The organism is candidate division WOR-3 bacterium (assembly GCA_039803925.1).
Classification (GTDB): domain Bacteria; phylum Hydrothermota; class Hydrothermia; order Hydrothermales; family JAJRUZ01; genus JBCNVI01.
This window is the reverse complement of record JBDRZL010000019.1, coordinates 1-25,075: the sequence shown is the minus strand read 5'-3', so window position 1 is coordinate 25,075 and position 25,075 is coordinate 1. Positions and strand designations below refer to the sequence as shown.

Here is a 25,075-nt window from a genome sequence, read left to right as displayed (position 1 = left end):
TCTAAATTAATGTCTGAAATACCTTTCTTTTATAAAATAAAGGGAAATATCATTTTCATCTGCAGCCTTTACGATTTCCTCATCCCTTATTGAGCCTGAAGGAGCAACTATAGCCACAATTCCCTCTTCACTTGCTTTATCAATTGAATCCCGGAAAGGGAAAAAACCATCAGAGGCTAAAACTGCTTCGAAAGTAGAAAGTCCAAAGCTTTTAGCTTTTGAAAGGGCAATTTCAAGAGCCCTTATTCTTGAAGGTTGTCCTGAACCAATTCCAAGTGTCCTTTTCGCTTTAACAATGCAAACCGCATTAGATTTTACATATTTAACAACCTTTAAAGCAAAAAATAAATCCTCAAGTTCTGACTCCTTTGCTTTTCTTTTGGTCATAATTTCCCATTCTGAAGGTGGTAAAGTTTTTTTCATTCTTTCCTGATAAAGTATCATATCAAAACAGGTTCTTACTTCATATTCAGGAACAAAAAGTTTACTTGAATCTATAACCCTTAAATTTTTTTTATTTTTAAACATATCTAAAACATTTTCTTCAAAGGAAGGAGCAATCACAATTTCAAAAAAATGTGATAAAACTCTTTCAGCAGTTATTTTATCAAGAGTTTTATTAAAAGCTAAAATTCCACCAAAAGAAGATTCGGGATCAGAAAGATATGCCCTTTCAAAGGCTTCATCAAGAGTCTCACCTGAGGCACAAGCACAGGGAGAAGTATGTTTTACAATCACACAGGTAGGTTCATCAAATTCACTTACACATAAAAAAGCAGTTTCAATATCAAGAAGGTTATTGTAAGAAAGTTTTTTTCCCTGAAGGGGCTCTATAAAATCAATTCCATAAACAAAACCCTTTTGCTGAGGATTTTCCCCATATCTTAAATCAAAAACTTTTTTACCACTTAGTGTTAAATATAAAGGGGCACCAAATGCTTTTTTTCTAAAAAACTGAGAAATTACAGAATCATAAAAGGTGACATATTCAAAGGCTTTTGCTGCAAAATAAAATCTTTCTTTTTCCTTTAAACCTTTTTCATAAGATTCAATAAAAAACTCATAGTCAAGGGGATCAACAATTGGTATAACCCTCATAATATTTTTACATGCAGCTCTTATTAAACTAACTCCTCCTATATCTATAAACTCATAAATTTCCTCACCTTCCTTTCCTTCTTTAATTTTTTCATGAAAGGGATAAAGATTAACTATTACTACATCAAAAACATCTCCCTCCTTTGAGAGTATCTTTTCAAAAATAAGTGGATGAAGTGTTTTAATTCTTCCCTGAGCCAGACCCTCTGATTCAACCCCCAAATCAACAAGACCCTTGACTTTTATATTCTTTTTTTCAAGGTATTCCTTTGTTCCTGAGGTGGCATAAATTTCAAAACCCTTTTTTAGCAAATAATCTGACAGAATTTCAATTTTTGTTTTATCAAAAACTGAAATGAGTGCTTTTTTCATAAATTTAATTATAAAATAAAGAATGGAAAAATTAAAAGAAAAAATTTTAAATTACCTTCAAAGAAAAAACAAAAAAGAAGTAAAATTAAAAAAATTAATAAAAATTTTGAACTTACAAAAAGAAAATAAAAATAAGATAATTGAAATTTTAAAAGAATTAGAAAAAAAAGGCACTCTCAAACTTATAGAAAATAAAAAAATAATAATAACTCAAAACAAAATTATTGAAGGAAAAATAGAGGTAAAGCAAGGAGGTTTTGGATTTTTAATTGTTGATAAGGGAAAGGATATATTTATACCCAAAAGATTTTTAAAAGGTGCAAGAGATGGTGATTATGTTAAGGTAGTTATAACTAAATTTAAAGAAAAAGGACCTGAAGGAAAAGTTTTAGAAATTTTAAAAAAATCTTTAAGGAGATTTTCAGGAACCTTGTGGAAAAGATACAGGGATAATTTCATTGAGCCTGATCAAGATTTTCTTCCAAAGAAAATATACCCCCTTGAGAGTGTAGAAGAAATTCCATCAGGAAATAAAGTTGGATTTATACTTATAAACGGGAATAAAGCCAAAGGTATAAAAAATCTCGGTAATCCTTTAGACCCAGAAACCCCCTTTAATCTTATAAAATATATTTATAATCTTCCCGAGGACTATAAGGAAAAATATTTTGATGAAGAGGTTTTAAAAAGAAAAATTAGAGAGGAAATAAAAAGAAGGAAAGATTTAAGGGATTTAGTAACTTTTACAATTGACCCTTATAATGCAAAGGATTTTGATGATGCTATAAGCGCCTTTAAAAATAAAGATGGATATGAATTATTTGTCCATATAGCAGATGTTTCCTTTTTTGTCCCAATGAATTCAAGAATTTTTAGAGAGGTTTACACAAGAGGAACAAGTTACTATCTTTTAGATAAAGTTATCCACATGTTACCAAAAGAATTATCTGAAAAGTTCTGTTCTCTTCAGCCCGGTAAAATTCGTCTTGCTAAAACAGTTCACATTATCCTTGATTTTAAAGGTAATGTAAAAAAATTTGAAATTTATAACTCAATTATAAAATCAAATAAGAGACTTAATTATGAAGAAGCTCAGGATATAATTGATGGTAAAATTAAAATTAAAGAAAAAGAAATCTATAATTCTCTTAAAATAGCAGAAGAAATTTCAAAAATTTTAAAGGAAAGGAGAAGGAAAAGGTTTTCCCTTGATTTTGATTTACCTGAACCAGAAATACTTTTTACAGAGGAAGGAAAAGTTAAACTTATTCAACTTGAAAAAGCAGTATTTACCCATTCCCTTATAGAAGAATGTATGATACTTGCAAATAGGATGATTGCTAAATTTTTTGCTAAAAAAAATTTACCTTTTATTTACAGAATACATGAAGAACCAGATAATAAAAAACTTGAAGAACTTAAAAAAATTTTATCAAAACTTTTAAAAGAAGAAAAACTTAAAAAAATTCTATTAAAAGATGAATTAACTTCCCATGATTTATTTGAAATAATTGAGGGTATCAAAGGTAAAAGGGAAGAATTGATAGTTATAAAAAGTATTCTTAAAGCAATGAAACAGGCAAAGTATTCTGTGGAAAATAAAGGTCATTATGGACTTAAATTAAACTTTTATACTCATTTTACTTCACCAATAAGAAGATTAGCAGATTTAATAGTTCATAACCTTTTAAATTTTGTTATGGAAAACAAAATGAATAAATATCCTGATGAAGAGGAATTGAGGGATATAGCAGAAAGGGCATCAGAAACAGAAAGAACAGCACAAAAAGCTGAATGGGATATTGTTGATATGAAAATTCTTGAACATCTTAAAGGAAGAATAGGTGAAAGGGGAGAAGGTTTTGTAACAAATATAAAAAGTGATGGATTTTTTGTATATGTTCCTGAATTTTACTTTGAAGGATTTGTAAGTATGGATTCCTTACCTTTTAGAGCAACTTTTAATGTTGAAGAAAAAAGAATCTATCTTAAAAACAGAAAAAAAATTGATATTGGTGACAATTTAAATGTTTTTATTAATAGAGTTGATATATATGGAAAAAAACTTATATTAAATCTTGCTTGAAAAATTTAAAAAAAAAATTTATATATAAAATACCTCTCTTTAAAGGGTTCAAATCCCAAAGAGAGGCAAATAAAAGGGGGAAATATGAAGGAAATTATCAAATGGGATCCCTTTAAAGAAATTTCTTCATTAAGGGAGGAAATTGATAAACTATTTGATTCTTTCTTTGGTAGGAGAAGTTTTCTTTTCGGTGAAACAGAAACCTTTGTTCCTGCCTGTGATCTTGAGGAAACAGAAGAATCTTTTATAGTAACTGCAGAACTACCAGGAATGAAAAAAGATGAGATAAAGATTACAGTTGATGAGGATGGTATTACAATTTCCGGTGAAAGAAAAAGAGAAAAAGAGGAAAAAGGAAAATCCTATCATAGAATTGAAAGGAGTTACGGAAAATTCCATAGATATATACCTTTTCCCAAAGAAGTTCAACCTGAAAAAGCAAAAGCTTCTTATAAAGATGGGATTTTAAGAATTGAAATACCAAAGAGTGAAAAGGTAAAACCAAAAGAAATAAAGATTGAAATAGAGGAGTGAATCGAACCTTTTTAAAGAATGATTTCCCCGGGGGTAATTCCCCGGGGATTTTTTTAATATAAATTGAATAAAAAACCTTTAATCGGTGTTACCCCTTCTTTTGATATTCAATCTAACAGATTTTACTTAAATATTAAATATACAAAAGCAATACAGGAAGCAGGGGGAATTCCTCTAATTATTCCGTATACTGATTTTAAAAATGAAATAAAAACTCTTTTAGAAAAATTTGATGGATTTTTGTTAACAGGTGGAGGAGATGTGCATCCTTTATATTATAAAGAGGAGCCTAAAAAAACAAGAGGAGTTGTTCCTGAAAGAGATATTCTTGAAATAGAACTTGTTAAAGCTTGTTTTTTAAATAAAAAACCGATTTTTGCCATTTGCAGGGGCTCACAGGTAATGAATGTGGCAATGGGAGGTAATTTAATTCAGCATATTAATTCAGATATAGAACATGAACAATCAGCAAGTTGCAGTAAGTTAACTCATACAATAATAATAGAGAAAGAAACACTTTTATATGAAATTTTTAAAAAAGAAAGAATAAGAGTAAACAGCTTCCATCATCAAGCTGTAAATAAATTGGGTAAAGATTTAAAAATATCAGCAAGAGCAAAGGATGGAATTGTTGAAGCAATCGAAAGTGATAAACACCCCTTCTTTTTAGGAGTGCAGTTTCACCCTGAACATCTATTTGAGGAAGATAAAATTTTTTTAAAATTGTTTAAAAAATTTGTAGATTCATGCAAATAAATTTTATTTCAAATCTTCTTCTGGAAACTTAAAATATTTTTTTATAATCTCAAGCCTTTTTTCACCCAAACCTTTAATTTCAAGAAGCTCTTCTGGTTTTTTAATTTCTCCCTTCTTATTTCTAAAATCAATAATTTTTGCAGAAAGACGAGGTCCTATAGAAGGAAGATTTACAAGATCTTCAAGTTCAGCAAGATTAAAATCTATTTTCTCAATTTTTTGATTTTGTAAATTAATTCTTTTTTCATAAAAAAATCTTTTAGCCACATCACCCAAAAGAATAATAAATATCAAAAGATAAATTACCTTTTTCTCAGAGTCTGAAGGATATAGGTAATAATAAAAAAAATCTTTTAATTTTTTTAACTTATCCACCTTTCAACCACTTTACTACATCCCTTGCATGATAAGTCAAAATTATATCAGCCCCTGCCCTTTTAATTGAAGTCAAAATTTCAAGAACAATTTCCCTTTCATTTATATAACCTTTCATTGAAGCAGCCTTCACCATAGCATATTCACCTGAAACATTATAGGCTGCAATTGGTCTATTAAACCTTTCTCTAATAGTTTTTATAACATCAAGATAGGCTAAAGCAGGCTTAACCATTAAAATATCTGCACCCTCTTCATAATCAAGCTCTGCTTCAAGTATTGCTTCTCTTAAATTTGCAGGATCCATCTGATAGGTCTTTCTATTACCAAACTGTGGAGCTGATTCAGCAGCCTCCCTGAAAGGTCCATAAAAACTTGATGCATACTTAATAGCATAGGAAAGAATAGGAGTATCTTTAAAACCATTTTCGTCAAGAGCCTTTCTAATTGCCTTTACCATACCATCCATCATTCCTGAAGGTGCTACAATATCAGCACCCGCAACAACCTGTGAAACTGCTATTTTTCCGAGATATAAAAGCGTCATATCATTATCAACATCACCATTTTTAATAATTCCACAATGACCATGCGAAGTGTATTCACACATACAAAGATCAGTAATCAATATAAGATCCTTTTCAAATTTTCTTATTTCCCTTAATGCCCTTTGAATTATACCATCATCAGAATAGGCATCACTTCCCATTTCATCCTTTTTTTCTGGAATACCAAACAGAATAACTGCCTTTATACCTTCTTCTTTTATTTTTTGAATCTCCTCACATAGAACATCAATTGAATATCTATATTGACCTGGCATAGAAGATATTTCTTCTTTTTTCCCCTCCCCTTTAATTACAAAAAGTGGATAAACAAGATCATCTGGAGTTAAAATTGTTTCCCTTACAAGGTCTCTTAAAAATTCCTTTTTTCTTAATCTTCTCATTCTTATAAAAGGAAATTCCTTCATATTTTTAACTCCTTTTTAAAATTTCTTTTAAAAGGTATTTACCTGTAAATTTTTGAGGAGCAAAATTCACATTAAAACCTTTTTTCTCAATATGACTCTTTGTTACTCTTCCTATTGCTAAAATTTCTTTATTTTCTAAAAATTTTTTGTCCTTAAAAATCTTTATAAATGTATCAAAAAGTTTAGGACTTGTAAAAATAAGATGTGTAGCCATATTTAAATATATTTCAAAGATTTTTAATCTTTCTATTTTTTCCTTTACCATATCATAAATTTTAACCTCTTCAACATAATTTTTGTTATTTAAAAGAAAATTTTTTAAATCCTCTCTACCCTCTGTTTTTAACATTAAAATTCTTTTATATTTTTCTTCTTTTAAAATTTCCATTATACCTTCTTGAGAAAATTCTTCAGGTAAAATCGCATCTAAACCAACTTCCTCTAAATTCTTTTTTGTTTCAGGTCCAATTGCTATTATTTTCTTATCAATCAAAAGTTCCCTTAACAAAAAAACATCTTTTATATTTTCTCTTAAAGCATCTATTCCCCTTTTGGAAGTAAAAATTACATAATCCCACTTATCCTTTAAAATTTCTTTTAAATTTTTAACTTTTATAACCTTAAATTTTAAAACAGGAAGAGGAAAGGCTTTTAATTTTTCTTTCTCAAGTTCATTAGCAAAATAAAGAGCTTCAGGCATCGGCCTTACAACACAGAATATTTTTTTTCCAAAATTCTTATCCCTTACATAATAACTTAATTTCAAAATATTATTAAAATTAAATTTACTTAAGATATTTTTCAAACCCTTAAAACCATCAAGAATAAAAAGTGAGTTCTCTTTATTTAAATTTCCTTGAATTTTTTCCCATTTGGAAAAAGGTGAAGCCCATAATATAAAAGGTGGTTTTTTTTCCTCATAATAAATATTTTTATAGTTCTTTAAAAATTGCCATATTTCAGGAAAAAGAGTAAAGGTATTTGTATTCAAGACTAAAAGGGTGCTATGAGAAGATTTTTTCATAAACTTTTTTAACAAGTTCTTCCTTTGTTTTTCCCCTTTCTTTAATTTTTATAAATTCATTACCCTTTTTATATTTAAGAATTAAATTGATTTCTCCATTATCAATAAAGGCATAAGCTCCAAAAGGGACTGAACACCCTATGGAAAGTTTTGAAAGAATTTCCCTTTCTGTTTCTACTTCAATAAAAGTTTTTTCATCATTTATTTCTTTTAAAACATCTCTGTAAATAAAATCTTTTTTAGATTCAATACATATTGCACCCTGCCCTGGTGAAGGCGGAAATTCCTCAATATCAAGCCTTACATACGGGACATTAAGCTTTAATCTTTTTATAGACACTTCAGATATAACTATTGCATCATATTCACCCCTTTCCCATTTTTTTATTCTTGTATCAATATTTCCTCGCAAATCCTTAATAATTAAATCATTTCTTTTTTCAAGTAAAAATTCCCTTCTCCTTATACTACTTGTTCCTACAACTGCTCCCTCCTTCAACTCATATATTGAACTCACATAGGAAACAAGGACATCAAAAGGACTTTCCCTTTTTAAATAACAAGAAATCTCTAAACCCTCTTCTATTTGAGTAGGCACATCTTTGGCACTGTGAACACCAATATCAATCTCTCCTTCTAAAATTTTTCTTTCAATTTCCTTAACAAAAATACCTACTCCGCTTATTTTAAAAAGTGGTTTATCCCTTTCTTTATCTCCTTTTGTTGTAATAGGGACAAACTCTGTTTTAAATCCCTTTTTATTTAAAATTTCCAAAACTTTTTTTGCCTGATTAAAACTGAGCTTTGACCCTCTTGCACCAACCCTTATTACTTTATCCAACTTTCTATTATCTCCTCAATATCCTTCCCACTTCTTAAAGACTTTAATACAGGGTATAAAAGGAATTTTTTAATTTTTGTCTTATCCTCTATATTACTTATTCTCTTATCAACATAATTAAATAATTTTAAAATCTTTTCCTCCCTTATTAACCACTTTTCAAATCTTTCACTTTCCTTTTTTGCTCTGAAAATTATATAGGAAAGCATCTCTTTTTTTTCCTTTACTTTCTCTTCTATTATCTTTTTAAACTCATCTATCTGATGGAATTCAATACCCTTTATATTTTTAATTTCAGGGTCCACATTCCTCGGAAAGCCAAGATCTATTATAAGTTTTGGTCTTTCTTTACTTTTTTCTAAAAAGTCTCTATCAAGTAAATATCCATCGCTTTCAGTTGCAAATATAACAGCATCGTAATGTTTTACATAAAAGGGTAGAGTTTCCCTTGAATATAAAATTGCATCAATATTCGCATGTTCCTTTAAAAATTTTGCTCTCTCTATACTTTTAGTAGCAACATGAAAGGGAATCCCTTCTTTTCTCAAATACATTGCAATTCCTGCTCCCATTTCACCTGTTCCAACAATTAAAATCTTTAAATCCTTTTCTTCTCCATTTAAGTCCTTTAAATACAAGGAAACAATTCTTGGTATTGAAAGGGAACCTTTTTGAATTTCAGATTCTTCCCTTATCTTTTTTGAAACAAAAATTGCTCTTTCAAAAGCCTTACCGAGAAACTTTTTAACCCATCCTTTTTTCTTTGCCTCTTCTAAAGCCCTTTTAACCTGTCCCTGAACCTCAGGTTCACCAATTGCAGGAGAATCTGCCCCACTTGAAACAATAACAATATGCTCAAAGATATCCTTTGGCGAATCAAGTATTTCTGCGTAATTTTTAAACTCAGAAGGCAAAAGTTCTTTTAATAACTTTGCCTTTTTAGATTTATCTATTCTTAAATAAAGTTCTACCCTGTAACAGGTGGCAAGTAATAACTTTTCAAGAATATCATTCCTTGTTTCATTGAGTTTATTTTCAAAAAATTTAAAAACTTCTTCCCTTACTTCACTGGGTGCCTTTTTATGAGTAAATAAAAGGGCAATTATCATTTTATATAGAAATTTTAAAATAAAAAGAGTTAAAATTCAAAAGAATGAAAATTTTTATTGATAATAAACAATTTGAAGTTAACCCTCAAAAAACTGTCTTACAGATTTTAAAGGAAAATGGATTTTATATTCCCTATTATTGCTTTCACCCTAACTTAAGAATAACTGCTTCCTGCAGAGTCTGTATAGTAGAAATTGAAATAAAAGGGAAAAGATTTCTTGTAACAAGCTGCTCCACCTATCCACAGGAAGAAATGAAAATTTTTCCCTATTCAGAAAAATCAAAAGAAGCAAGAGCTAATATCTTAGAGTTTATGCTTATACACCACCCCATAGATTGTCCCTTATGCGAAAAAGGGGGTAAATGCGATTTACAGGATTTTACCTATAAATTTGGAAGAAGTTTTCCTTTTTCAAATTATAAAAAGATACTGCCCCCCAAACAGAAATTAAATGGACTCTTAAGATTCTATGAAACAAGATGCATATTGTGTTATAGATGCTCAAACTTCTGGAGAGAGGAAGTTTATTCAGATGAGTGGCTATCCTTTAAAAGGGGAAAGGAAAGTTTTGTAGGACCCTTTGAAAGGGAACTTAAAGACGATGTTCCCTTCTTAGGATATTTAACCCATATATGTCCTGTTGGTGCTATTCTTGATGATAAAGACTACAGGTTCGGTCCAAGACCATGGGACCTTTATGAAATAGAAAGTTCCTGCATTCTTTGCTCAACTGGCTGTGAACTTAAATTCTGGGTTAAAAATCCAAGAAGAGAAAAAGTATTAAAATCAGGAATAAAAAAGAAACCCGATAAAATATATAAGGTTATTGCAAAGGATGACTTTGAAAATCCCACAATATTCTGTGACAGAATATTTTATGGTAAGGATTTTATTTCAAATGAAAAAAGAATTTTTAAAGGACTTATCTTGGAGGAGTTTAAGGATAAATTAAAAAAAGTATTAAAAAGTTTTGATCCTGATGAAATATGTTTTTTTATTTCTCCAAGGGAAACAGATTCTGTTTTAAAGAAAATTAAAAATTTCCTTTTAAAAAATAAATTAAAAAATATAGTGATTTTACCTTCAGAAATACATAGGGGTGCAGAAAAAATTCTTTCTGATGTAAATTATATAGATTTTGAAAATTCTTTTACACTTATTTATTATTCCCTTTTAGATTATTCACATCCTGTTATAGGACTTGAACTCTTTAGGATAATGAAAGAAGGTAAAAGGAGAAAAAAAGTAAAATTCTTCTTTTTTGGAAATAGAGAAAGAAAAAATAACTTTTTTATGGTTTTATCAGGCTTTGAGGATAGATTTTTCAAAAATGCAGATCTTTCATTAAAAATGGAACTTAAGAAATCCTATGAATTTCTTTTAGACCTTTTAACACTATTTTACAGGGAAAAGGGGGAAATCCCTGAAATTAAAGATTTTAAGTTTTTAAACAAATTCTTTTTTGAAGAGGAAATTAAAAAAAGAAAACTATTCTTTCAGGAATCTAAGGAAATTTTTGAAAAAATAAAGAAATATGAGAATTTTATTTTAGTTTTTAATGATATGTTACCACCTAAAATTCAGGTTCTTTTTTATTTATTATCAAAATTTCATGAAAAATCTAAAATTTTAAACCTAAGGGCTTTATTTAATACAGAAGGATTTTTAAGGATTTTTAATGGAATAGAGTTTAAAAGTTTAAAGGAAATAAAGGAAAAAATAGAAAAAAAGGAAATTAAGTGTCTCATTTTTTATAGAATTGAACCCTTTTATGAAATTAAAGATGATGATTTTTTAAACTCATTAAAGGAGCTCGTAGTATTTTATATAAATTCATTAAAACCAAAAGAAGACAATAACTTTTATTCTCTTTTCGTTCAAACACCTTTTGAATACGGTGGAGAATTTATCAATAATTTAGGAGAGAAAAGAAAAATAGCAAAAATTTTTGATTCACTTTTTGATGCTTATGACCCTTCAAATCTATTTGATGAGGAAGAAATCGAAGTTGAAATTCCTTTTCAAAACAAATTAGACCTTACTTATTTTCTTAAAAATGACATAGAAGAAATTGAATTTTTAGTTGAAAAACCAAATTTATGGGATATAAATCTTCTATTTTCAGAGAATATTAATAGGGATTTTGAAATTGAAAATTTAAAACCAATTGTAAAATTAAAAAGGTTATTTCATAAATAAAATAAATTTATAAAATGTTTTTTGGAGGAATTGATTTATCAATAGGTGATAAAAATACTTCCTTATGTTTTATTGAAGATTCAAAAAAAATAAAAATTGTTTTTTTAAAAGATAAAATATCAGAAAAAGAAATTATAGAGGAAGTTAAAAAATATGAACCCCTTTACATTGCAATAGATGCACCTATTACATGGAGAAAAATTAAAGATAGAAAAGAGGATAAAATTTTAAGGAGATACTTCATTGAAAGAAAAATTAAGGTTCCTGGAATATTGCCCTTTTATGTTAAAAGTATGTATAAACTTTCTAAAAGGGGGAAAAGAATTTATTTAAAATTGAGGAAAATAACAGAAGTTTTAGAAACCCATCCCACCGCATCTTTAAGAGCAATTGGATTTAAAGAAAATTATAAAAAAAATAAAAAAGAACTAAAAAAAATTTTAAATAAATTGAAAGAAAAAATAGACAAAATTAGTTTAATAAAAAATCACAACCATCTTGATTCACTTTTCTGTGCTTTATTTTCCCTTTATTATTACAAAAAAGAAAAAATATTTTTAGCAAGAAAAAAAGTTCCTTATGGAATCATAAGAGAACTTTGAATTATTCTGCTTCTTCTCCTGGTTTTAAAACAATAACTTCAATATTAAGTGCTGGATCAAGATTCTTTTTTAACTCTTCAGGGCTTCCTGTTAAAACAGGGAAGGTCCCGTAGTGCATTGGAATTACATATTTCGGTTTTAAAAGTTTACAGGCATAACTTGCATCAAAAGGATCCATAGTGTAGTGAGAACCTATTGGTAAAAGGGCAAGATGGGGTTTATAAAGTTCTCCAATAATCTGCATACCTGCAAAAACACCAGTATCACCAGCATGATAAACTGTAAAACCATTTTCAAATTTTATAACAAAGCCTGATGCCAAACCTCCAGGAATAAGTTTATCACCTTCCTGAATTGTTGAGGAGTGTGTTGCCTCTGTTTGAATAATCTCAATTTCTCCATCTTTAATATGACCACCTATATTCATACCAATTGCGTTTTTAATACCCTTTGAGGATAAATACACTGATATCTCATGAATGGCATAGACCTTAGCACCAGTTTTTTTAGCAATTTCTATTGTATCTCCAAGGTGATCACCGTGAGCATGAGTTAAAAGTATAAAATCCACTTTATCATAATCCTTGGAAGGAGAAGATGGATTACTCAGCCAGGGGTCAAGGAAAATCACCCTTCCTTTGGGTGATATTAATTTAAAAGCAGCATGTCCGTAATACTTTATCTTTACACCATTAAATCTTTTCATAGTCTTATTATAAAACAAAATCTTTAAAAGTTAAAAATTTTTTTAGTCCATTTTTTTATATCGTAATTTTCCCTAACAAACTTAAAAGCATTTTTTACGATATTTTCACATAAAGATTTATTTTCAATTAATTCTATAACCTTTAAGGCAAAATCCTTTTCATCTTCTGCAATCAAAAGATGCTTTCTATTTAAAACTTTCATACCCTCAGCACCTATTTTTGTAGTTACAACAGGAGCTCCATAACTCATTGCTTCAAGTATTTTTACCTTTATTCCTGTTCCAAATCTTAAGGGCGAGATAAAAACTTTTGCTTTTTTATAAAAAAATTCAACATCAGGAACTTTCCCTATGACTTTTACATTTTTTTCCTTTTTCCATTTTTCTTCTAACTCTTTATTTATATTTGAACCTATAATATAAAACCATATTTCAGGATGAACTTCCCTTACATAGGGAAATATTTTTTTTAAAAAATAATTTACAGCATCTGGATTTGGTGCATAATCCATTTTACCGACAAAGAGAATATAGTTTTCCTTTTCCTCCATTTTTAAATCTTTATCAATTTTTACAAGTGGTGGTAAGATACTTACATTTTTTATTCCAATAGAATTTAGATACATTTTATCCTTTTCAGAGTTAGTTAGAACTAAATTGTAACTTTCTGTCCATTTTTTTTCATACTTTTGCATCATTTTTATCTCATAGGACAAAATTAATTTTTTTACAAAATTATTTTTTAAAATTTTCTTTACTAAAATTGGTAAATATTCAAGGGCTTCACCAAAGGGATTTTCTATTTCTTTTATTAAACTTTTCATTTTTATGTATTTAAGAGATTGAGGGTCATCCATATTTAAGATTAGTCTTTTGTTTTTAAAATTTATATAGGGGAAAATATGGGCAATCCTTATGTAATCAACAAAGATTATATCAGGATCAACCTCTTTAACAAAATTTTTTATTCTTTTAAAACTTTTTGGATTTATATAAAAAACAATTTCAAAGGGATTTTTTAAAAAGGAGAAAAAAAGATTTTTAAAAAAGGTAAATTTTGATAAAGGAGAGGAAAATTCTACTCTTTCAAAATAACTATCAGGAATTTCAAATTCAGGAAAGGAAAAAAGGTAAATTTTATTATTTTTCTCCTTTAATTCTTTTAAAAGTAAAAAAATTTTTTTTCTCAATCCTGATAGGGGCGGGAAAAAAACCTGAGATGTTATAAAAAGGATTTTCATTTAAAAAATTTTATTATTTAAATTTTAGAAAATTCCAAGTTTTTTTAAATTTTAAAAAAGCTGTTTTATAATAAGATATGCTAAATGCACTGAAATTCAGAATAAATCAGATGCTTTTTTTAACAAATTTTCTTTTATTTCTTCTTTTTTATTTTCTTTATATTTATCTTTTATCAGAAACACAAATTAAAATCATTTATCTTGCAAAAATTCTTATTTTTCTATTTTTTTTATTGATTCTTTTAAATGGAAATTTTTTAAAAAATTTATTTTATTTACTCCCTTTTTCTTTAATATTTAGATTAACAGTGTATATTAACTATGAAGTCAACCCTACTGTTTTAAAACACGATTTATCTAAAATAACAGTTCCCTTTAAAATTTTTAACATTTTTATTCTGATATTTGGTTTTTTGCTTATTTTATCTTTCCTAAGTGGTAACAGGTTAAAGGAAAAAATTCCCTTGTTAAAAACTCTTTTTTTCTATAATCTTTGGGCCTTTCTTTCAATAATATGGTCCTATAAAAAAGATTACGCCTTTTTAGTTTCTTTTCTTTTATTGATTAACTTACTTTATTATATTGCAGGATATATTTATTTAAAAGAGGAAAAAGATTTAAATAGATTTCTTTTAAGTCTGCTTGTATTTCTTTCTTTTAATATTATAATTTCTCTATTACAATACTTTTTTCCTGAATTTCCTTTATCTGAATTTTTTAAAATAGAAAAGATTGGTTATTATTGGTCTCAGAGAGCGAGAGGAATTTTTTACAACAGTAATAGTTATTCTGGTTTCCTTATCATTTCTATAATCTTTATTTTCGGTTTTGCTCTTTTTAAAAAAAATAAAAAACTCAGATTTTTCTTATTCTTTATTATATTAATTTCTGTTTTATCTCTTGTTTTAACTCTTTCTCGTTCTGGATATTTATCTTTATTTTTAGCATTTATTCTTTATTATATTTTATATCTAATAAAAAAAAGAAAATATCAAAAAATTTTTCTCTTTGCAACATTTGTAATTCCTTTAATTTTTTTATTATTTCTTTTAATAAAAACTTTATTACCACAAATTTATTTAAGGATCATATCTATTTTTTGGGGAAAAAGAGATATAAGCATACTGGTCAGGATTCTTTTTTGGAAAACAAGTATAAAACTCTTTTTTCAGAATCCATTAACAGGTATTGGATTAGGGCAATTTGCCTTTCAAAAAGTTTCTCATATTCATTTACATGCTCACAATGCATTTTTAAATATTTTAGCAGAACTTGGTTTACCTGGATTATTAATATTTTTAAGTATTATTTTAAGTATATTTAAATTTCTTTTTAAACTTTATTTAAATATAGAAAGTGATAAAATACATTTAATAATAGGATTATTGGTGGGATGGGTTATTATCATTTTTCAGCTAATTTTTGACTTCTACTGGCTTAATCCAATTATGGACATGGAGATAAAATTTTTCATTATTTATCTTTTCTTAACTTTTTTATTGCCCCAAATATACTTAAAAGAGTATGTTAAAAGGTGAAGGATTTATAAAGGGCTCTATATGGAATTTTTTGGGTACAGCTACTGAAAAAATTTTAAATTATATTTTAAATATAGCTATAATAAGGCTTTTTGGAAAAGAAATTTATGGTATTTTTTCTTTAACAACAGGAATATTCAGAATTTTAACAAGGTTTGGTCTTTCGGGTATTGAAGCTGGATCTTCCTACTTTATTCCTCAGTTTATATCAGAAAAAAAAGAAGAAAATGTTAATTCTTTTTTAAAATTTGTTTTATTTTACTTTATATTTATTGGAATAATTTTTTCATTATTATTAATCACCCTATCAGATTTTCTTGAAAAAATAATATTCAGGAAAAATTACCTTTCACTATTTATATTTGGTTTTTCCTTAGGATTTCCCTTTTCCTTGCTTACCCTTGCCGGGGCTTGGACAATAAGAGCTTTTTCTATTATGAAAGTATATGTTTTGATTGTTCAGTTTTTAAGACCTTTCCTGAATTTAATCTTTTTATTTATTCTGGTTTATTCTTTAAAAAATTTCCTCTCCGTTCCTCTTTCCTATTCAATTTCTTTTATAATCACAGGAATAATAATAATTATCTTTTACCAATTAAAATTTAAGGGAATAAAAAAATCAATAATTAGAAAAAATATTGTAATTTCTTTCTTTTCTTTTACAATTCCGATTATGGTAATGGAACTTGTAAGGGAATCTTCTCATTGGGTAGATGTCATAATGTTGGGTCTTTTAAAAAGCTCCCAAGAAGTTGGTCTTTATAATGCTGCATTAAGAACCTCAGAATTTATACTTTTAATTATATGGATATTTTCACCAATTTTTAACCCAGTGTGTTCAAGAGATATAAGGGAAAAGAATTTTGAATCTCTTAAAAAAAATTTTCACAAAACTCTTATTTTTTCTTTAATTCTTTCTTTTCCTTTTATTCACACCTTTTTATTAAAAGGTAGTGAAATTCTAAATTTTATGTTTGGTAAGGATTTTAAAGAAATGGCAGTTGTCCTCAACATAGTTGGGTGTTCAAACTTGCTTGTTTCTCTTCAAAGCCCTTTTGTGGCAATTATAATTATGTCTTATGAGCAAAAAAAATGGGCTAATCTTAACATAATAGCACTTATTATCAATATATTTTTAAATTTTTTCTTAATAAAAAAATATGGAGTTTTAGGAGCAAGTATATCTACCTCTTTTTCCATAATTTTTTTGACATTCTCTGCTTTTTTTATATTTAAATCTAAAAAGTATTTTCAACTGGATTTGAATTTAATTTTAGAATTTATTTTATGGCAAATGATTATCTTAATAGCATTAAATTATTTATCTAAAATACAAAAAAATTCTTTAATCTCTATATTTTTGATTTTTACATTAGGATTTTTATTATCACTTCTATTTATATTTTCCCCAAAATTTTATAAAAAATATTTAAAGTAATCTAAAATTTTTTCTTCATAAGAAGTTTCACTATAATATTTTTTAAAAGTAAGAAAAGCATTCTGTCTTATATTCTCATAAATTTTCTCATCTTTTAAAAGAAAAACTATTTTATTTCTAAAATCTAAAGGCTCATTAGCTATCATTATATTCTCTCCATCTTTTACTTTTAATCCTTCACAACCAATTGAAGTTGAAACAACAGGTATTCCCCTTGCAAAAGCTTCTATTATTTTAACCCTTACACCACTACCTGAAAAAAGAGGAACAATCAGAATATAAGAATTTCTCCATACCTCGTCTATATCTTTTCTAAAACCTAAAAAATTTATTCTCTTATCTTTAATCTTAATTCCTAAGGAACCGTCACCCACTATGTTCAAATTGAAATCTAAATTTTCCTTCTCCAATAAAGGATAAACATTTTTTAAAAACCAGAGAACACCATGTTTATTTGGTAACCATTTTAGATCTCCTAAACAAAGCAAATTTGATTTTTTAGGTTTTTCTATATATTTAATAGTTCCTGAATTTAAAAAAATCGGTAAACTTTTTATCTTTTCTTTATTTTTATTCAACTTTAACAATAAATTTCTATCAAACTCTGACACACATAATACTAATTCAAAATTTTCAGATAACTTACTTTCAATTTTCTTTAACTTAAAAGATTCAATCTTAAAAAAATACTTTTTAAAATCTAAAAAAGAGAGAGTATTTTTAATTCTATCAGTAAGTTTAAAATGGACATTATGATTATCTAAAACTTTTTTAATTTTTATTCCTCTTCCATAATTAATTAAGTTAAGTTGTGCCAAATAAAGAACATCTATCTTCTCTCTTTTTACAAATTCCTTTATTTTTTTATGAAAATCTTTAAAAAATAATCTTTCAATAAAATAAGACTTACCTAAAATTAAAGATTTTAAAAATTTAATCAAAAAAATGAAAAGATTTCTTTTAAACCTATAAATATAAATTTCCCTGGTATAATTTCTTAGATCTTCTAAGAGTTGTTCTTCCAGACTCTCCTCAACACTTTGTTTTCTTTTAATGCAGAAAAGATAAACCTCAAAAATTTTTGATAATTTTTGCAAAATAAAATAATTTCTAATCCTAGCTCCACTTATACTTTTAGAGGGGATCATATCAGTTAAAAACAAAAGCTTTTTTTTCATTCCTCTAAATTTATATTTTATAATAAAATTAATTAAAATGAAAATATTTGTTATCGGGATTGACGGTGGTTCCTTTGATCTGATTGAAAAATTTTTAAAAGAAGATAAATTAAAAAATCTAAAAAAATTCTTTGAAAAAGGTTTTATAGGTGAGATAGAATCAACCTATCCATCTATTTCTGCCTGTGCATGGACAAGTTTTTTAACTTCAAAAAATCCAGGTGCTCACGGGGTTTTTGATTTCAGAAATTTGAATATAAAACTTTATGAAATGAGGGAAGCAGAAATAATACATTCAGGATTTTTTAAAGGGATTACTTTTCTTGACTATTTTAATGAAAAGGGGTTAAATGTTGGAGCAATTACAATTCCTATAACTTATCCACCTTGGAAAATCAAAGATTTTCTGGTTTCAGGATTTCCAACACCTGATACAAAGGAGGTTTTTGCCTATCCTTCTGAATTAAAAAAGGAAATTGAACCTCTTACAGAAAATACCTCAATTTTTAAGGGTGGTTCGGAAAAAAGGGTTTTTGATGAACTTATAAGGCTTCTTGAAATTAGAAAAAAAGCAGGGATTTATCTTTATAAAAAATATAAACCCTTTTTCTTCATAATTGTTTTAGGATCAGCTGATAGAGCACAACATAATTTTTATAAATACATAGAAGAGAAAGATAACTACATAGAAAAAGTCTATATTAAAACCGATGAAGTAATAGGGGAATTCTTAAAAATTTTAGATGAAGATACACTTGTTTTCATTATGTCAGATCACGGTGCAAGAAAAAGACCCCTAAAAAAATTCAATCTCAATTTCTTCTTAAAAGAAAGAGGATTTTTAAAAGAAAAGAAAACTAAAAGTTTATACGAACCTTTTAAAGAAATTTACAGAAAATTAAAGGGGAAATTTCCTTACCAGGAAATTGTTTTTAAAAAATTACCTTTAAATTTAAGGAAAATTTTAACAAAAATTGACACTTTCTCTGAAACTTCTCTTTTTAATATTGATTTCAACAAAACAAAGGCATATAGATTCCCCCTTTATCCTCCTGTTGATGGAATTGTAATAAATCTCAAAGAAAGGCAGCCAAAAGGGATTGTAAAAGCAGAAGATTATGAAAAAGTAAGAATCAAGATAAAGGAAGAATTAGAAGAATTTAGCATTAATGGAATAAAACCCATTCAAAAAGTTTTCTTAAGAGAAGAACTTTACAAGGGTAAATATTCTGAAAAACTTCCAGACCTTATCCTTCTATACTCAGATGATTTTGAAGGTGGTTCTTCTTTAAATGAATATATAAGTGAAATAGATAAAAAGGATTACGAAAAACTGAACGGTATTCACTCAACAAAGGGGATATTTTTTGGAATGGGAAAAATTTTAAAAGAAAAATACAAAATAAAAGGAAAATACACTCTTTTAGATCTTGCTCCTACATTTTTATTTCTCTCAGGACTCCCTGTCCCAGAAGAATTTGAAGGGAAAGTAATAGAGGAGATTGTAAAGGAAGAATACCTATCAAAAATAAAGTTAAAAAGGGAAAAATGGGGAAAGGAATTAATTTTTGAAGAACACATATTTATAGATAAAGAGAAAAAGGAAATAGAAGAAAAATTAAAAGGATGGGGTTATATGTGAAAAATAGATTTCTTTTAAGAGCTCCTCAATCTCTTTGATAAAACTTTTGCAATTTCAAGAATAAGCTTTGCTGCTGCCTTTGGTCTTTCTTCAATTAAATCAAGGAAAGCCCGATGAGAAAAAAGCAAAAGCTCTGAATCCTCAACTGCCCTGCATGTAGCACTTCTTGTGCTTTCCTCAATAAGAGCCATTTCCCCTAAAAAATCACCTGGACCAAAACTTGCAAGTATAACTTCTTCACCCTCATTATTTCTTTTAAAAACCTCCACTTTTCCATTTTTAACAAGATACAAAACTCTTCCCGTATCACCTTCAAAGAAAATAGTTCTACCCTTTTTATATTCTCTGCAATTTATATAAGGGGCTATTTCTCTTAAAATATCATCAGTTAAATTTTTAAAAAGTTTATTCTTCTTTAAACTTTTAACTATTTCTTCAATATCCATATTGTGATCCCGAGAATTAATAAAAAAATGGATATAATCTGAGCAACTGTTAAAAAGGGTATAAAGGAAGGTGTTGTGAGTCTAAAAAATTCAACAAAAAACCTTTCAAGACTTGCAAGAATTAAATACAAAGCAAAAACTCTTCCTTCTTTCAATTTTTTTCTTAAAGAAAAAATTAAAATAAAAACTATTAACATAATAAAAACTTCGTAAAGCTGAGTAGGATGAACTTTAATAAGCTGATCTGGAGGACCTTCAATCTTTAAAAAAGGAAAATATTCTCTCATAGTTCCAATATATGTGGGAGGAGTACCCTTTGAAAAAGCCATTGCCCAAGGCAAATTAGAAGGTTTTCCATAATCATCTCCTACAAGAAAACAACCAATCCTTCCTATTGCATAACCAATTGCAAGGGAAGGGGATATTGCATCCCCAACTTTTAAAATAGGATGTTTAATTAAAATTAAATATAACCAAATCAAAAAAAAGGCTAAAAGAAATCCACCGTAAAAGGTAAATCCTCCTCTTTCTAAAAGATATTTAAATGGATTTGATATAAAATCTTGAAAAGGAATGTTTTCAAAAATGAATAAAAGCTTTGAGCCTAAAATAGCACCAATTAAAGCAAGAATAAAAATATTATTAAAAACTTTTATATCCAGATTTAATCTTTTCCATTCTCTTTCAGCAAGATAAGTTCCTGTAAAAAATGCAAGGGCAACCATTACACCGTAAGAAGAAATTACAAATCCTCCGATTCTTAAAAAATCAGGACACATATAGATAAATTCTTTCCAGAGCTTTTTTTACAAATTCTCTGAAAATTGGGTGAACTTTTAAGGGTCTTGATTTAAACTCAGGATGAAACTGAACACCAATAAAAAAGGGATGATCCTTTAATTCCATTATTTCAGCAAGGTATCCATCTGGTGATTCTCCACTTATTATCATACCGTTTTCTTCAAAAATTTTCCTGTATTTAGGATTAAATTCGTATCTATGTCTGTGTCTTTCATAAATTAAATCAGTATTATAAATTCTGTAAGCAAGGGTATCCCTTTTAATCTTACAGGGATAAGCACCCTTTCTAAGTGTTCCACCAAAATAATTGATATCTTTTTTTTCAGGTAAAATTGTTATAACAGGATGAATTGTTTTGGGATTAAATTCTGTGCTGTTTGCATCCTTTAATCCAAGAACATTCCTTGCAAATTCAATCGCAGCCACTTGCATTCCAAGGCATATGCCAAAAAAGGGAATTTTATTTTCCCTTGCATATTTACATGCTTTAATTTTACCCTCTATTCCCCTTTCTCCAAAACCTCCAGGAACAAGAATACCATTCACACCACTTAATAAATCTTGAGCCTTTGCTTTCTCCAGATCACTTGCTTCTACCCATCTTATGTTAACCTTTACCCTGTGAAAGGAACCGGAGTGAGTAAGCGACTCTATAATACTTTTATAAGCATCCTTTAAATGTGTATATTTACCACATATTGCTATTTCAACTTCATTTTCAGGATTTAAAATCCCATCAAGAAATTTTTCCCATTCTTTTAAATCAGGTTCAGAATCAGGAATTTTAAAATGATTTAAAATCTTCTCATCAAGCTTCTGTTTTCTAAAATTTATGGGAACCTCATAAACTGTTTTCACATCTATTGCCTCAATCACATTCTCAGGGGGAAGGTTTGAAAATAAAGCGATTTTTGCCCTTGAACTTTCATTAAGTGGTCTATCAACCCTTGCTATAACAAAATCTGGCTGAATTCCTATTTCTCTCAATTTCATAACAGAATGCTGTGTTGGTTTTGTTTTTAATTCACCTGCACTTTCTATAAAGGGAACAAGTGTCAGATGAATAAAAATTGTATTTTCAAATCCCTCTTCAAGCCTTATCTGTCTTATTGCCTCAAGAAAAGGGAGACTTTCTATATCACCTACAGTTCCACCAACTTCAACAATTACAATTTCAGCACCATACTTTTCTCCAACATCCCTTATTCTTCTTTTTATCTCATCAGTAATATGGGGAATTATCTGAACTGTAGCACCAAGGTAATCACCTCTTCTTTCCTTTTCAATAACAGTTCCGTAAACCTGTCCTGTTGTCACATTATTTATTTGACTCATATTTTGGTCCAAAAATCTTTCATAGTGCCCAAGATCAAGGTCAGTTTCAGCTCCATCTTCAGTAACATAAACCTCTCCATGCTGATAGGGATTCATTGTTCCAGGGTCAACATTTATGTAAGGATCAAGTTTTAAAGCGGTAACTTTAAAACCCCTTGATTTTAACAAAAAGGCAATTGAAGAGGTTGCGACCCCTTTTCCAAGGGATGAAACTACTCCGCCTGTTACAAAAATAAATTTCCTTTTTCCCATTATTTTTTATTATAAAACTTAATTTTCAAAATTATCAAAAACTAATTACCAATATATTTTGAGATAATAGTTTTTACTTTTTTCTTTTCAAGAGGTTCTTCTGAAATTATGAAGAGTTTTCCTTCTTTAAAAAACTTGAGTTCAAAACCTTTTGGATTAATCCTTATAAAGTATATGTTTTCAGAAAAATTTTCCAATACCTTCCACTTTTCTTTAATTTTTTCAAAATCAAAATTTTCTAATTTTATAAATACATTTTTTTCAGAACAGAAAGTTATTATCTTTTCCTCTTTTCTATCAATAAACTCAAAAATTCCCTTTATGCATAAGGGACAATCTTTTCTTTTTTTAATTTCAAATTCCCTTAAAGAGTAACCTTCTGAGTAATCAATATAAATTATTTTATTAACAAAAGATTTATTCACTGTAAGGTATTTAATTGCAATATCAGATTCAATTCCTGCAACTATTTTGCTAACAGAGGGATTTATTCCATGTGTTTCACAGGTTTCAAGCCTTCCCCTTTCTGGAATTTTATTAAATAAACATCTGTAACAGGCAGCTTCCCAGGGCTTAAAAAAAGAAACCTCTCCCCTTTCAGCCACACAGGCTCCATGAATCCAGGGAATTTTATATTTAAGAGAAACTTCATTTATTAAAAACCTTGTTTCAAGATTATCAACAGCATCTATTAAAAGGTCAATTCCATAAAAATTAAAATTTTTAACAAATTGAGGAGAAAAATTTTCAAAAAAAATTTCAGCATTTATATCTTTATCAATAGATTTTATTCTTTCAAGAGCTGCGATAACCTTTGGTTTTGAAACTTGTGCATCATCTCTTGTATAAAAGGGACTTGTTAATAAATCTGAAAATTCAACATAATCCCTGTCCATAAGCACTATATTTTTAACACCAACCCTTACAAGTAAATCAAGTATATTTGAACCAAGGGCACCAAGACCAATGAGAAAAATTTTTTTATTTTTTAAATTTTCTATTTTTTTCCCAAAGTAAAGGGGGAAAATTCTCTTTAATCTCTCCTCTATCATTTAAATATGACAACTGGAATCTGTGCCCAGGTCTCATTTCCCTTCATAACAACTATTAAATAAACTCCTGACCTTTGAATTTTACCAGATTCATCCCTTCCATCCCATATAATTATAACCTTTTTACCGGATTTTAAAACATCAATATCTCTTATTTTTTTACCTGTTAAACTGTAAACTGATGCAAAGATATTATTTAAATCTCTTTCTCCTTCAAGAACTATTTCAAGATTTTCTTTTTCAGGATTAAAAAACTTTTTTAATTCTTTTAAAGTTAATTCTTCCTCTTCCTCTCCCTTGAAAATTACTCTTGTTATTGCTTTGATATTAACACCCTTATCCCATTTTCCATCAAAATCCTTATCAGGGGAAAAAGAAAAAACAGGGAAAATATTTTCTTTTTTTTCAGGAATTGAATAAAAATCCCCTTTGATTTCTAAACCTATCCAGAAATAAACATATTGGCTTTTATCATAAATTTTAATGGGTAATTTGAAATTAATCATAAAATTATTTTCAAGAGTATCAAGTTTATATATTATTCTTTTATCAGTGATATAACTTTTATTTTCCTTTATATCAAACATTAAAAAATTATTAAGCTTAACAGGAAATTTATTAACTTTTCTTAATTCAGGGAAAAAGTATTCACCCTCTTCTCCGTTTCCTGTGGCTAAATAAACTCTATTAAATTCTTTTACTTTTATTTTTATATAAAAATTTATTGAATCCCAGTTTGCATATATTTCATAAAAATTTGAATAATATAATGGCTCCTCCTCGGAAAGAAAAATTAATAAGAGCACAAATATTTTCATAGAATCTATTATAGAGTATATAATATTTAAAGTGCAATACTATATTTTTGCAGATTTTCACCTCGGCTACTCTGAAGAGAGGGATAAAAAGATATTTGATAAATTTTTTAAATTACTTGAGAAAATTCCTGATAAAAGTAAAATTGTTTTCTTAGGGGATATATTTGATTTCTGGTTTGAATACAAAACAGTTATACCAAAGGAAAACTTTCTTTTTGTTTCAGAACTTTATAAATTTAAAGATAAATTTGAATTCCTTTATTTCACAGGTAATCATGATTTTTTTGTTAAAGAATTTGTAAAAGGTTTCAATATAAGAATTTTTCAAAGGGAAAGGGTATTTCAAATTGGAGGTAAAAGGGTTTTACTTGCCCATGGTGATTTTTATTACAATAAAGATATTATTGGAACCTATTTCAATTTCTTTATAAGAACTGACTTTGTAAAATTTTTATTCTATCTATTTCACCCCGATATAGGAATAAAACTTGCGAAAACCTTTTCAAAAATTTCAAGAAATTCTTCTGAAAAAAAGGAAGTAAAAGAAGAGATTCCTCCGAGAGCAGAAAAATTTTTTAAAAAGGGAGGGGATATATGTATTTTAGGTCACTTTCACAAACCGATGTTTATTGAAAAAGAAGGAAAAATTTATGTGAA

The 25,075-nt window shown here is 27.8% G+C and carries 23 protein-coding genes; 9 read left to right on the top strand and 14 right to left on the bottom strand.

What is annotated here, in order from left to right:
• Window positions 1-6 precede the first annotated feature (6 nt).
• Window positions 7-1,470, bottom strand: a complete 1,464-nt coding sequence (gene purH, locus ABIN17_07845) for a bifunctional phosphoribosylaminoimidazolecarboxamide formyltransferase/IMP cyclohydrolase (GenBank protein ID MEO0284961.1) — start codon at window positions 1,468-1,470, stop codon at window positions 7-9.
• A 22-nt stretch (window positions 1,471-1,492) separates the two neighbouring features.
• Here purH and ABIN17_07840 point away from each other — a divergent pair, with 22 nt between their 5' ends.
• The 3 genes from ABIN17_07840 (at window position 1,493) to ABIN17_07830 (ending at window position 4,846) form a co-directional block, all read left to right on the top strand.
• Window positions 1,493-3,556 carry a VacB/RNase II family 3'-5' exoribonuclease gene (locus ABIN17_07840; protein MEO0284960.1) on the top strand — a complete coding sequence of 688 codons (2,064 nt, stop codon included), beginning with the start codon at window positions 1,493-1,495 and terminating at the stop codon, window positions 3,554-3,556.
• Between the two features lie 84 nt (window positions 3,557-3,640).
• Window positions 3,641-4,090 carry an Hsp20/alpha crystallin family protein gene (locus ABIN17_07835; protein MEO0284959.1) on the top strand — a complete coding sequence of 150 codons (450 nt, stop codon included), beginning with the start codon at window positions 3,641-3,643 and terminating at the stop codon, window positions 4,088-4,090.
• Between the two features lie 63 nt (window positions 4,091-4,153).
• Window positions 4,154-4,846, top strand: a complete 693-nt coding sequence (locus ABIN17_07830; protein MEO0284958.1) for a gamma-glutamyl-gamma-aminobutyrate hydrolase family protein — start codon at window positions 4,154-4,156, stop codon at window positions 4,844-4,846.
• Between the two features lie 3 nt (window positions 4,847-4,849).
• Here ABIN17_07830 and ABIN17_07825 read toward each other — a convergent pair whose 3' ends face one another.
• The 5 genes from ABIN17_07825 to ABIN17_07805 are packed head-to-tail and all read right to left on the bottom strand — an operon-like array spanning window position 4,850 to window position 9,168.
• Window positions 4,850-5,221 (bottom strand): helix-hairpin-helix domain-containing protein, encoded by a 372-nt coding sequence (locus ABIN17_07825; protein MEO0284957.1) that lies wholly within the window; start codon window positions 5,219-5,221, stop codon window positions 4,850-4,852.
• Complete coding sequence (gene hemB, locus ABIN17_07820) at window positions 5,214-6,194, bottom strand: porphobilinogen synthase (protein MEO0284956.1); 981 nt, start codon at window positions 6,192-6,194, stop codon at window positions 5,214-5,216. The genes ABIN17_07825 and hemB overlap by 8 nt, the downstream gene beginning before the upstream one ends.
• A gap of 4 nt (window positions 6,195-6,198) precedes the next feature.
• Window positions 6,199-7,218, bottom strand: coding sequence for a uroporphyrinogen-III synthase (locus tag ABIN17_07815; GenBank protein MEO0284955.1), 1,020 nt, complete (start codon window positions 7,216-7,218; stop codon window positions 6,199-6,201).
• A complete protein-coding gene (gene hemC / locus ABIN17_07810; protein MEO0284954.1) occupies window positions 7,199-8,059 on the bottom strand; it encodes a hydroxymethylbilane synthase in 861 nt (286 codons plus the stop codon). The genes ABIN17_07815 and hemC overlap by 20 nt, the downstream gene beginning before the upstream one ends.
• Window positions 8,047-9,168, bottom strand: a complete 1,122-nt coding sequence (locus ABIN17_07805) for a hypothetical protein (GenBank protein MEO0284953.1) — start codon at window positions 9,166-9,168, stop codon at window positions 8,047-8,049. Before ABIN17_07805 ends, hemC begins: the two co-directional genes overlap by 13 nt.
• Window positions 9,169-9,212: 44 nt before the next feature.
• Between ABIN17_07805 and ABIN17_07800 the strand changes: the two genes are divergently transcribed.
• Both ABIN17_07800 and ABIN17_07795 read left to right on the top strand, forming a co-directional pair.
• Window positions 9,213-11,369, top strand: coding sequence for a 2Fe-2S iron-sulfur cluster-binding protein (locus ABIN17_07800; GenBank protein ID MEO0284952.1), 2,157 nt, complete (start codon window positions 9,213-9,215; stop codon window positions 11,367-11,369).
• Between the two features lie 14 nt (window positions 11,370-11,383).
• Window positions 11,384-11,971: a DUF429 domain-containing protein gene (locus ABIN17_07795; protein MEO0284951.1), complete on the top strand. Its 588-nt coding sequence runs from the start codon at window positions 11,384-11,386 to the stop codon at window positions 11,969-11,971.
• Between the two features lies 1 nt (window position 11,972).
• Here the strand turns inward: ABIN17_07795 and ABIN17_07790 are convergent, their stop codons facing one another.
• Both ABIN17_07790 and ABIN17_07785 read right to left on the bottom strand, forming a co-directional pair.
• On the bottom strand, window positions 11,973-12,677 hold the full coding sequence (locus ABIN17_07790; GenBank protein MEO0284950.1) for a metal-dependent hydrolase: 705 nt from the start codon (window positions 12,675-12,677) through the stop codon (window positions 11,973-11,975).
• Window positions 12,678-12,700: 23 nt separating this feature from the next.
• Window positions 12,701-13,918, bottom strand: coding sequence for a glycosyltransferase family 4 protein (locus ABIN17_07785; GenBank protein MEO0284949.1), 1,218 nt, complete (start codon window positions 13,916-13,918; stop codon window positions 12,701-12,703).
• A 77-nt stretch (window positions 13,919-13,995) separates the two neighbouring features.
• Between ABIN17_07785 and ABIN17_07780 the strand changes: the two genes are divergently transcribed.
• Both ABIN17_07780 and ABIN17_07775 read left to right on the top strand, forming a co-directional pair.
• Window positions 13,996-15,456: an O-antigen ligase family protein gene (locus ABIN17_07780; GenBank protein MEO0284948.1), complete on the top strand. Its 1,461-nt coding sequence runs from the start codon at window positions 13,996-13,998 to the stop codon at window positions 15,454-15,456.
• On the top strand, window positions 15,443-16,894 hold the full coding sequence (locus ABIN17_07775; GenBank protein MEO0284947.1) for an oligosaccharide flippase family protein: 1,452 nt from the start codon (window positions 15,443-15,445) through the stop codon (window positions 16,892-16,894). Before ABIN17_07780 ends, ABIN17_07775 begins: the two co-directional genes overlap by 14 nt.
• Here ABIN17_07775 and ABIN17_07770 read toward each other — a convergent pair.
• Window positions 16,873-18,072 carry a glycosyltransferase gene (locus ABIN17_07770; protein MEO0284946.1) on the bottom strand — a complete coding sequence of 400 codons (1,200 nt, stop codon included), beginning with the start codon at window positions 18,070-18,072 and terminating at the stop codon, window positions 16,873-16,875. The genes ABIN17_07775 and ABIN17_07770 overlap by 22 nt on opposite strands.
• Window positions 18,073-18,109: 37 nt before the next feature.
• On the opposite strand from ABIN17_07770, the gene ABIN17_07765 reads away from it, so the two are divergent.
• On the top strand, window positions 18,110-19,714 hold the full coding sequence (locus tag ABIN17_07765) for an alkaline phosphatase family protein (GenBank protein ID MEO0284945.1): 1,605 nt from the start codon (window positions 18,110-18,112) through the stop codon (window positions 19,712-19,714).
• A gap of 14 nt (window positions 19,715-19,728) precedes the next feature.
• Here ABIN17_07765 and ABIN17_07760 read toward each other — a convergent pair whose 3' ends face one another.
• Genes ABIN17_07760 through ABIN17_07740 form a run of 5 tightly spaced genes read right to left on the bottom strand, consistent with a single transcriptional unit; the run spans window position 19,729 to window position 24,418 of the window.
• Window positions 19,729-20,160, bottom strand: coding sequence for a cyclic nucleotide-binding domain-containing protein (locus tag ABIN17_07760; protein ID MEO0284944.1), 432 nt, complete (start codon window positions 20,158-20,160; stop codon window positions 19,729-19,731).
• Complete coding sequence (gene lgt / locus ABIN17_07755; protein MEO0284943.1) at window positions 20,142-20,939, bottom strand: prolipoprotein diacylglyceryl transferase; 798 nt, start codon at window positions 20,937-20,939, stop codon at window positions 20,142-20,144. The genes ABIN17_07760 and lgt overlap by 19 nt, the downstream gene beginning before the upstream one ends.
• A complete protein-coding gene (locus ABIN17_07750; protein ID MEO0284942.1) occupies window positions 20,929-22,548 on the bottom strand; it encodes a CTP synthase in 1,620 nt (539 codons plus the stop codon). The genes lgt and ABIN17_07750 overlap by 11 nt, the downstream gene beginning before the upstream one ends.
• A 41-nt stretch (window positions 22,549-22,589) precedes the next feature.
• Window positions 22,590-23,600 (bottom strand): ThiF family adenylyltransferase, encoded by a 1,011-nt coding sequence (locus ABIN17_07745; GenBank protein ID MEO0284941.1) that lies wholly within the window; start codon window positions 23,598-23,600, stop codon window positions 22,590-22,592.
• Entirely contained in the window at window positions 23,597-24,418 is an 822-nt protein-coding gene (locus ABIN17_07740) for a hypothetical protein (GenBank protein ID MEO0284940.1), read from the bottom strand. Before ABIN17_07740 ends, ABIN17_07745 begins: the two co-directional genes overlap by 4 nt.
• Before the next feature lie 31 nt (window positions 24,419-24,449).
• Here ABIN17_07740 and ABIN17_07735 point away from each other — a divergent pair.
• Window positions 24,450-25,075, top strand: a 626-nt coding sequence (locus ABIN17_07735) for a metallophosphoesterase (GenBank protein ID MEO0284939.1), incomplete at its 3' end; no start/stop codon positions are given.

Excerpts from the sequence above, each read along its gene's own strand:
- ABIN17_07775 (MEO0284947.1), top strand. The coding sequence starts at position 15,443 with ATGTTAAAAGGTGAAGGATTTATAAAGGGCTCTATATGGAATTTTTTG.
- ABIN17_07770 (MEO0284946.1), bottom strand. The coding sequence starts at position 18,072 with ATGAAAAAAAAGCTTTTGTTTTTAACTGATATGATCCCCTCTAAAAGT.
- ABIN17_07800 (MEO0284952.1), top strand. The coding sequence starts at position 9,213 with ATGAAAATTTTTATTGATAATAAACAATTTGAAGTTAACCCTCAAAAA.
- ABIN17_07780 (MEO0284948.1), top strand. The coding sequence starts at position 13,996 with ATGCTAAATGCACTGAAATTCAGAATAAATCAGATGCTTTTTTTAACA.
- ABIN17_07765 (MEO0284945.1), top strand. The coding sequence starts at position 18,110 with ATGAAAATATTTGTTATCGGGATTGACGGTGGTTCCTTTGATCTGATT.
- hemB (MEO0284956.1), bottom strand. The coding sequence starts at position 6,194 with ATGAAGGAATTTCCTTTTATAAGAATGAGAAGATTAAGAAAAAAGGAA.
- ABIN17_07740 (MEO0284940.1), bottom strand. The coding sequence starts at position 24,418 with ATGAAAATATTTGTGCTCTTATTAATTTTTCTTTCCGAGGAGGAGCCA.
- ABIN17_07840 (MEO0284960.1), top strand. The coding sequence starts at position 1,493 with ATGGAAAAATTAAAAGAAAAAATTTTAAATTACCTTCAAAGAAAAAAC.
- ABIN17_07750 (MEO0284942.1), bottom strand. The coding sequence starts at position 22,548 with ATGGGAAAAAGGAAATTTATTTTTGTAACAGGCGGAGTAGTTTCATCC.
- purH (MEO0284961.1), bottom strand. The coding sequence starts at position 1,470 with ATGAAAAAAGCACTCATTTCAGTTTTTGATAAAACAAAAATTGAAATT.
- ABIN17_07835 (MEO0284959.1), top strand. The coding sequence starts at position 3,641 with ATGAAGGAAATTATCAAATGGGATCCCTTTAAAGAAATTTCTTCATTA.
- ABIN17_07795 (MEO0284951.1), top strand. The coding sequence starts at position 11,384 with ATGTTTTTTGGAGGAATTGATTTATCAATAGGTGATAAAAATACTTCC.
- ABIN17_07745 (MEO0284941.1), bottom strand. The coding sequence starts at position 23,600 with ATGATAGAGGAGAGATTAAAGAGAATTTTCCCCCTTTACTTTGGGAAA.
- lgt (MEO0284943.1), bottom strand. The coding sequence starts at position 20,939 with ATGTGTCCTGATTTTTTAAGAATCGGAGGATTTGTAATTTCTTCTTAC.
- ABIN17_07790 (MEO0284950.1), bottom strand. The coding sequence starts at position 12,677 with ATGAAAAGATTTAATGGTGTAAAGATAAAGTATTACGGACATGCTGCT.
- ABIN17_07785 (MEO0284949.1), bottom strand. The coding sequence starts at position 13,918 with ATGAAAATCCTTTTTATAACATCTCAGGTTTTTTTCCCGCCCCTATCA.
- ABIN17_07760 (MEO0284944.1), bottom strand. The coding sequence starts at position 20,160 with ATGGATATTGAAGAAATAGTTAAAAGTTTAAAGAAGAATAAACTTTTT.
- ABIN17_07815 (MEO0284955.1), bottom strand. The coding sequence starts at position 7,218 with ATGAAAAAATCTTCTCATAGCACCCTTTTAGTCTTGAATACAAATACC.
- ABIN17_07805 (MEO0284953.1), bottom strand. The coding sequence starts at position 9,168 with ATGATAATTGCCCTTTTATTTACTCATAAAAAGGCACCCAGTGAAGTA.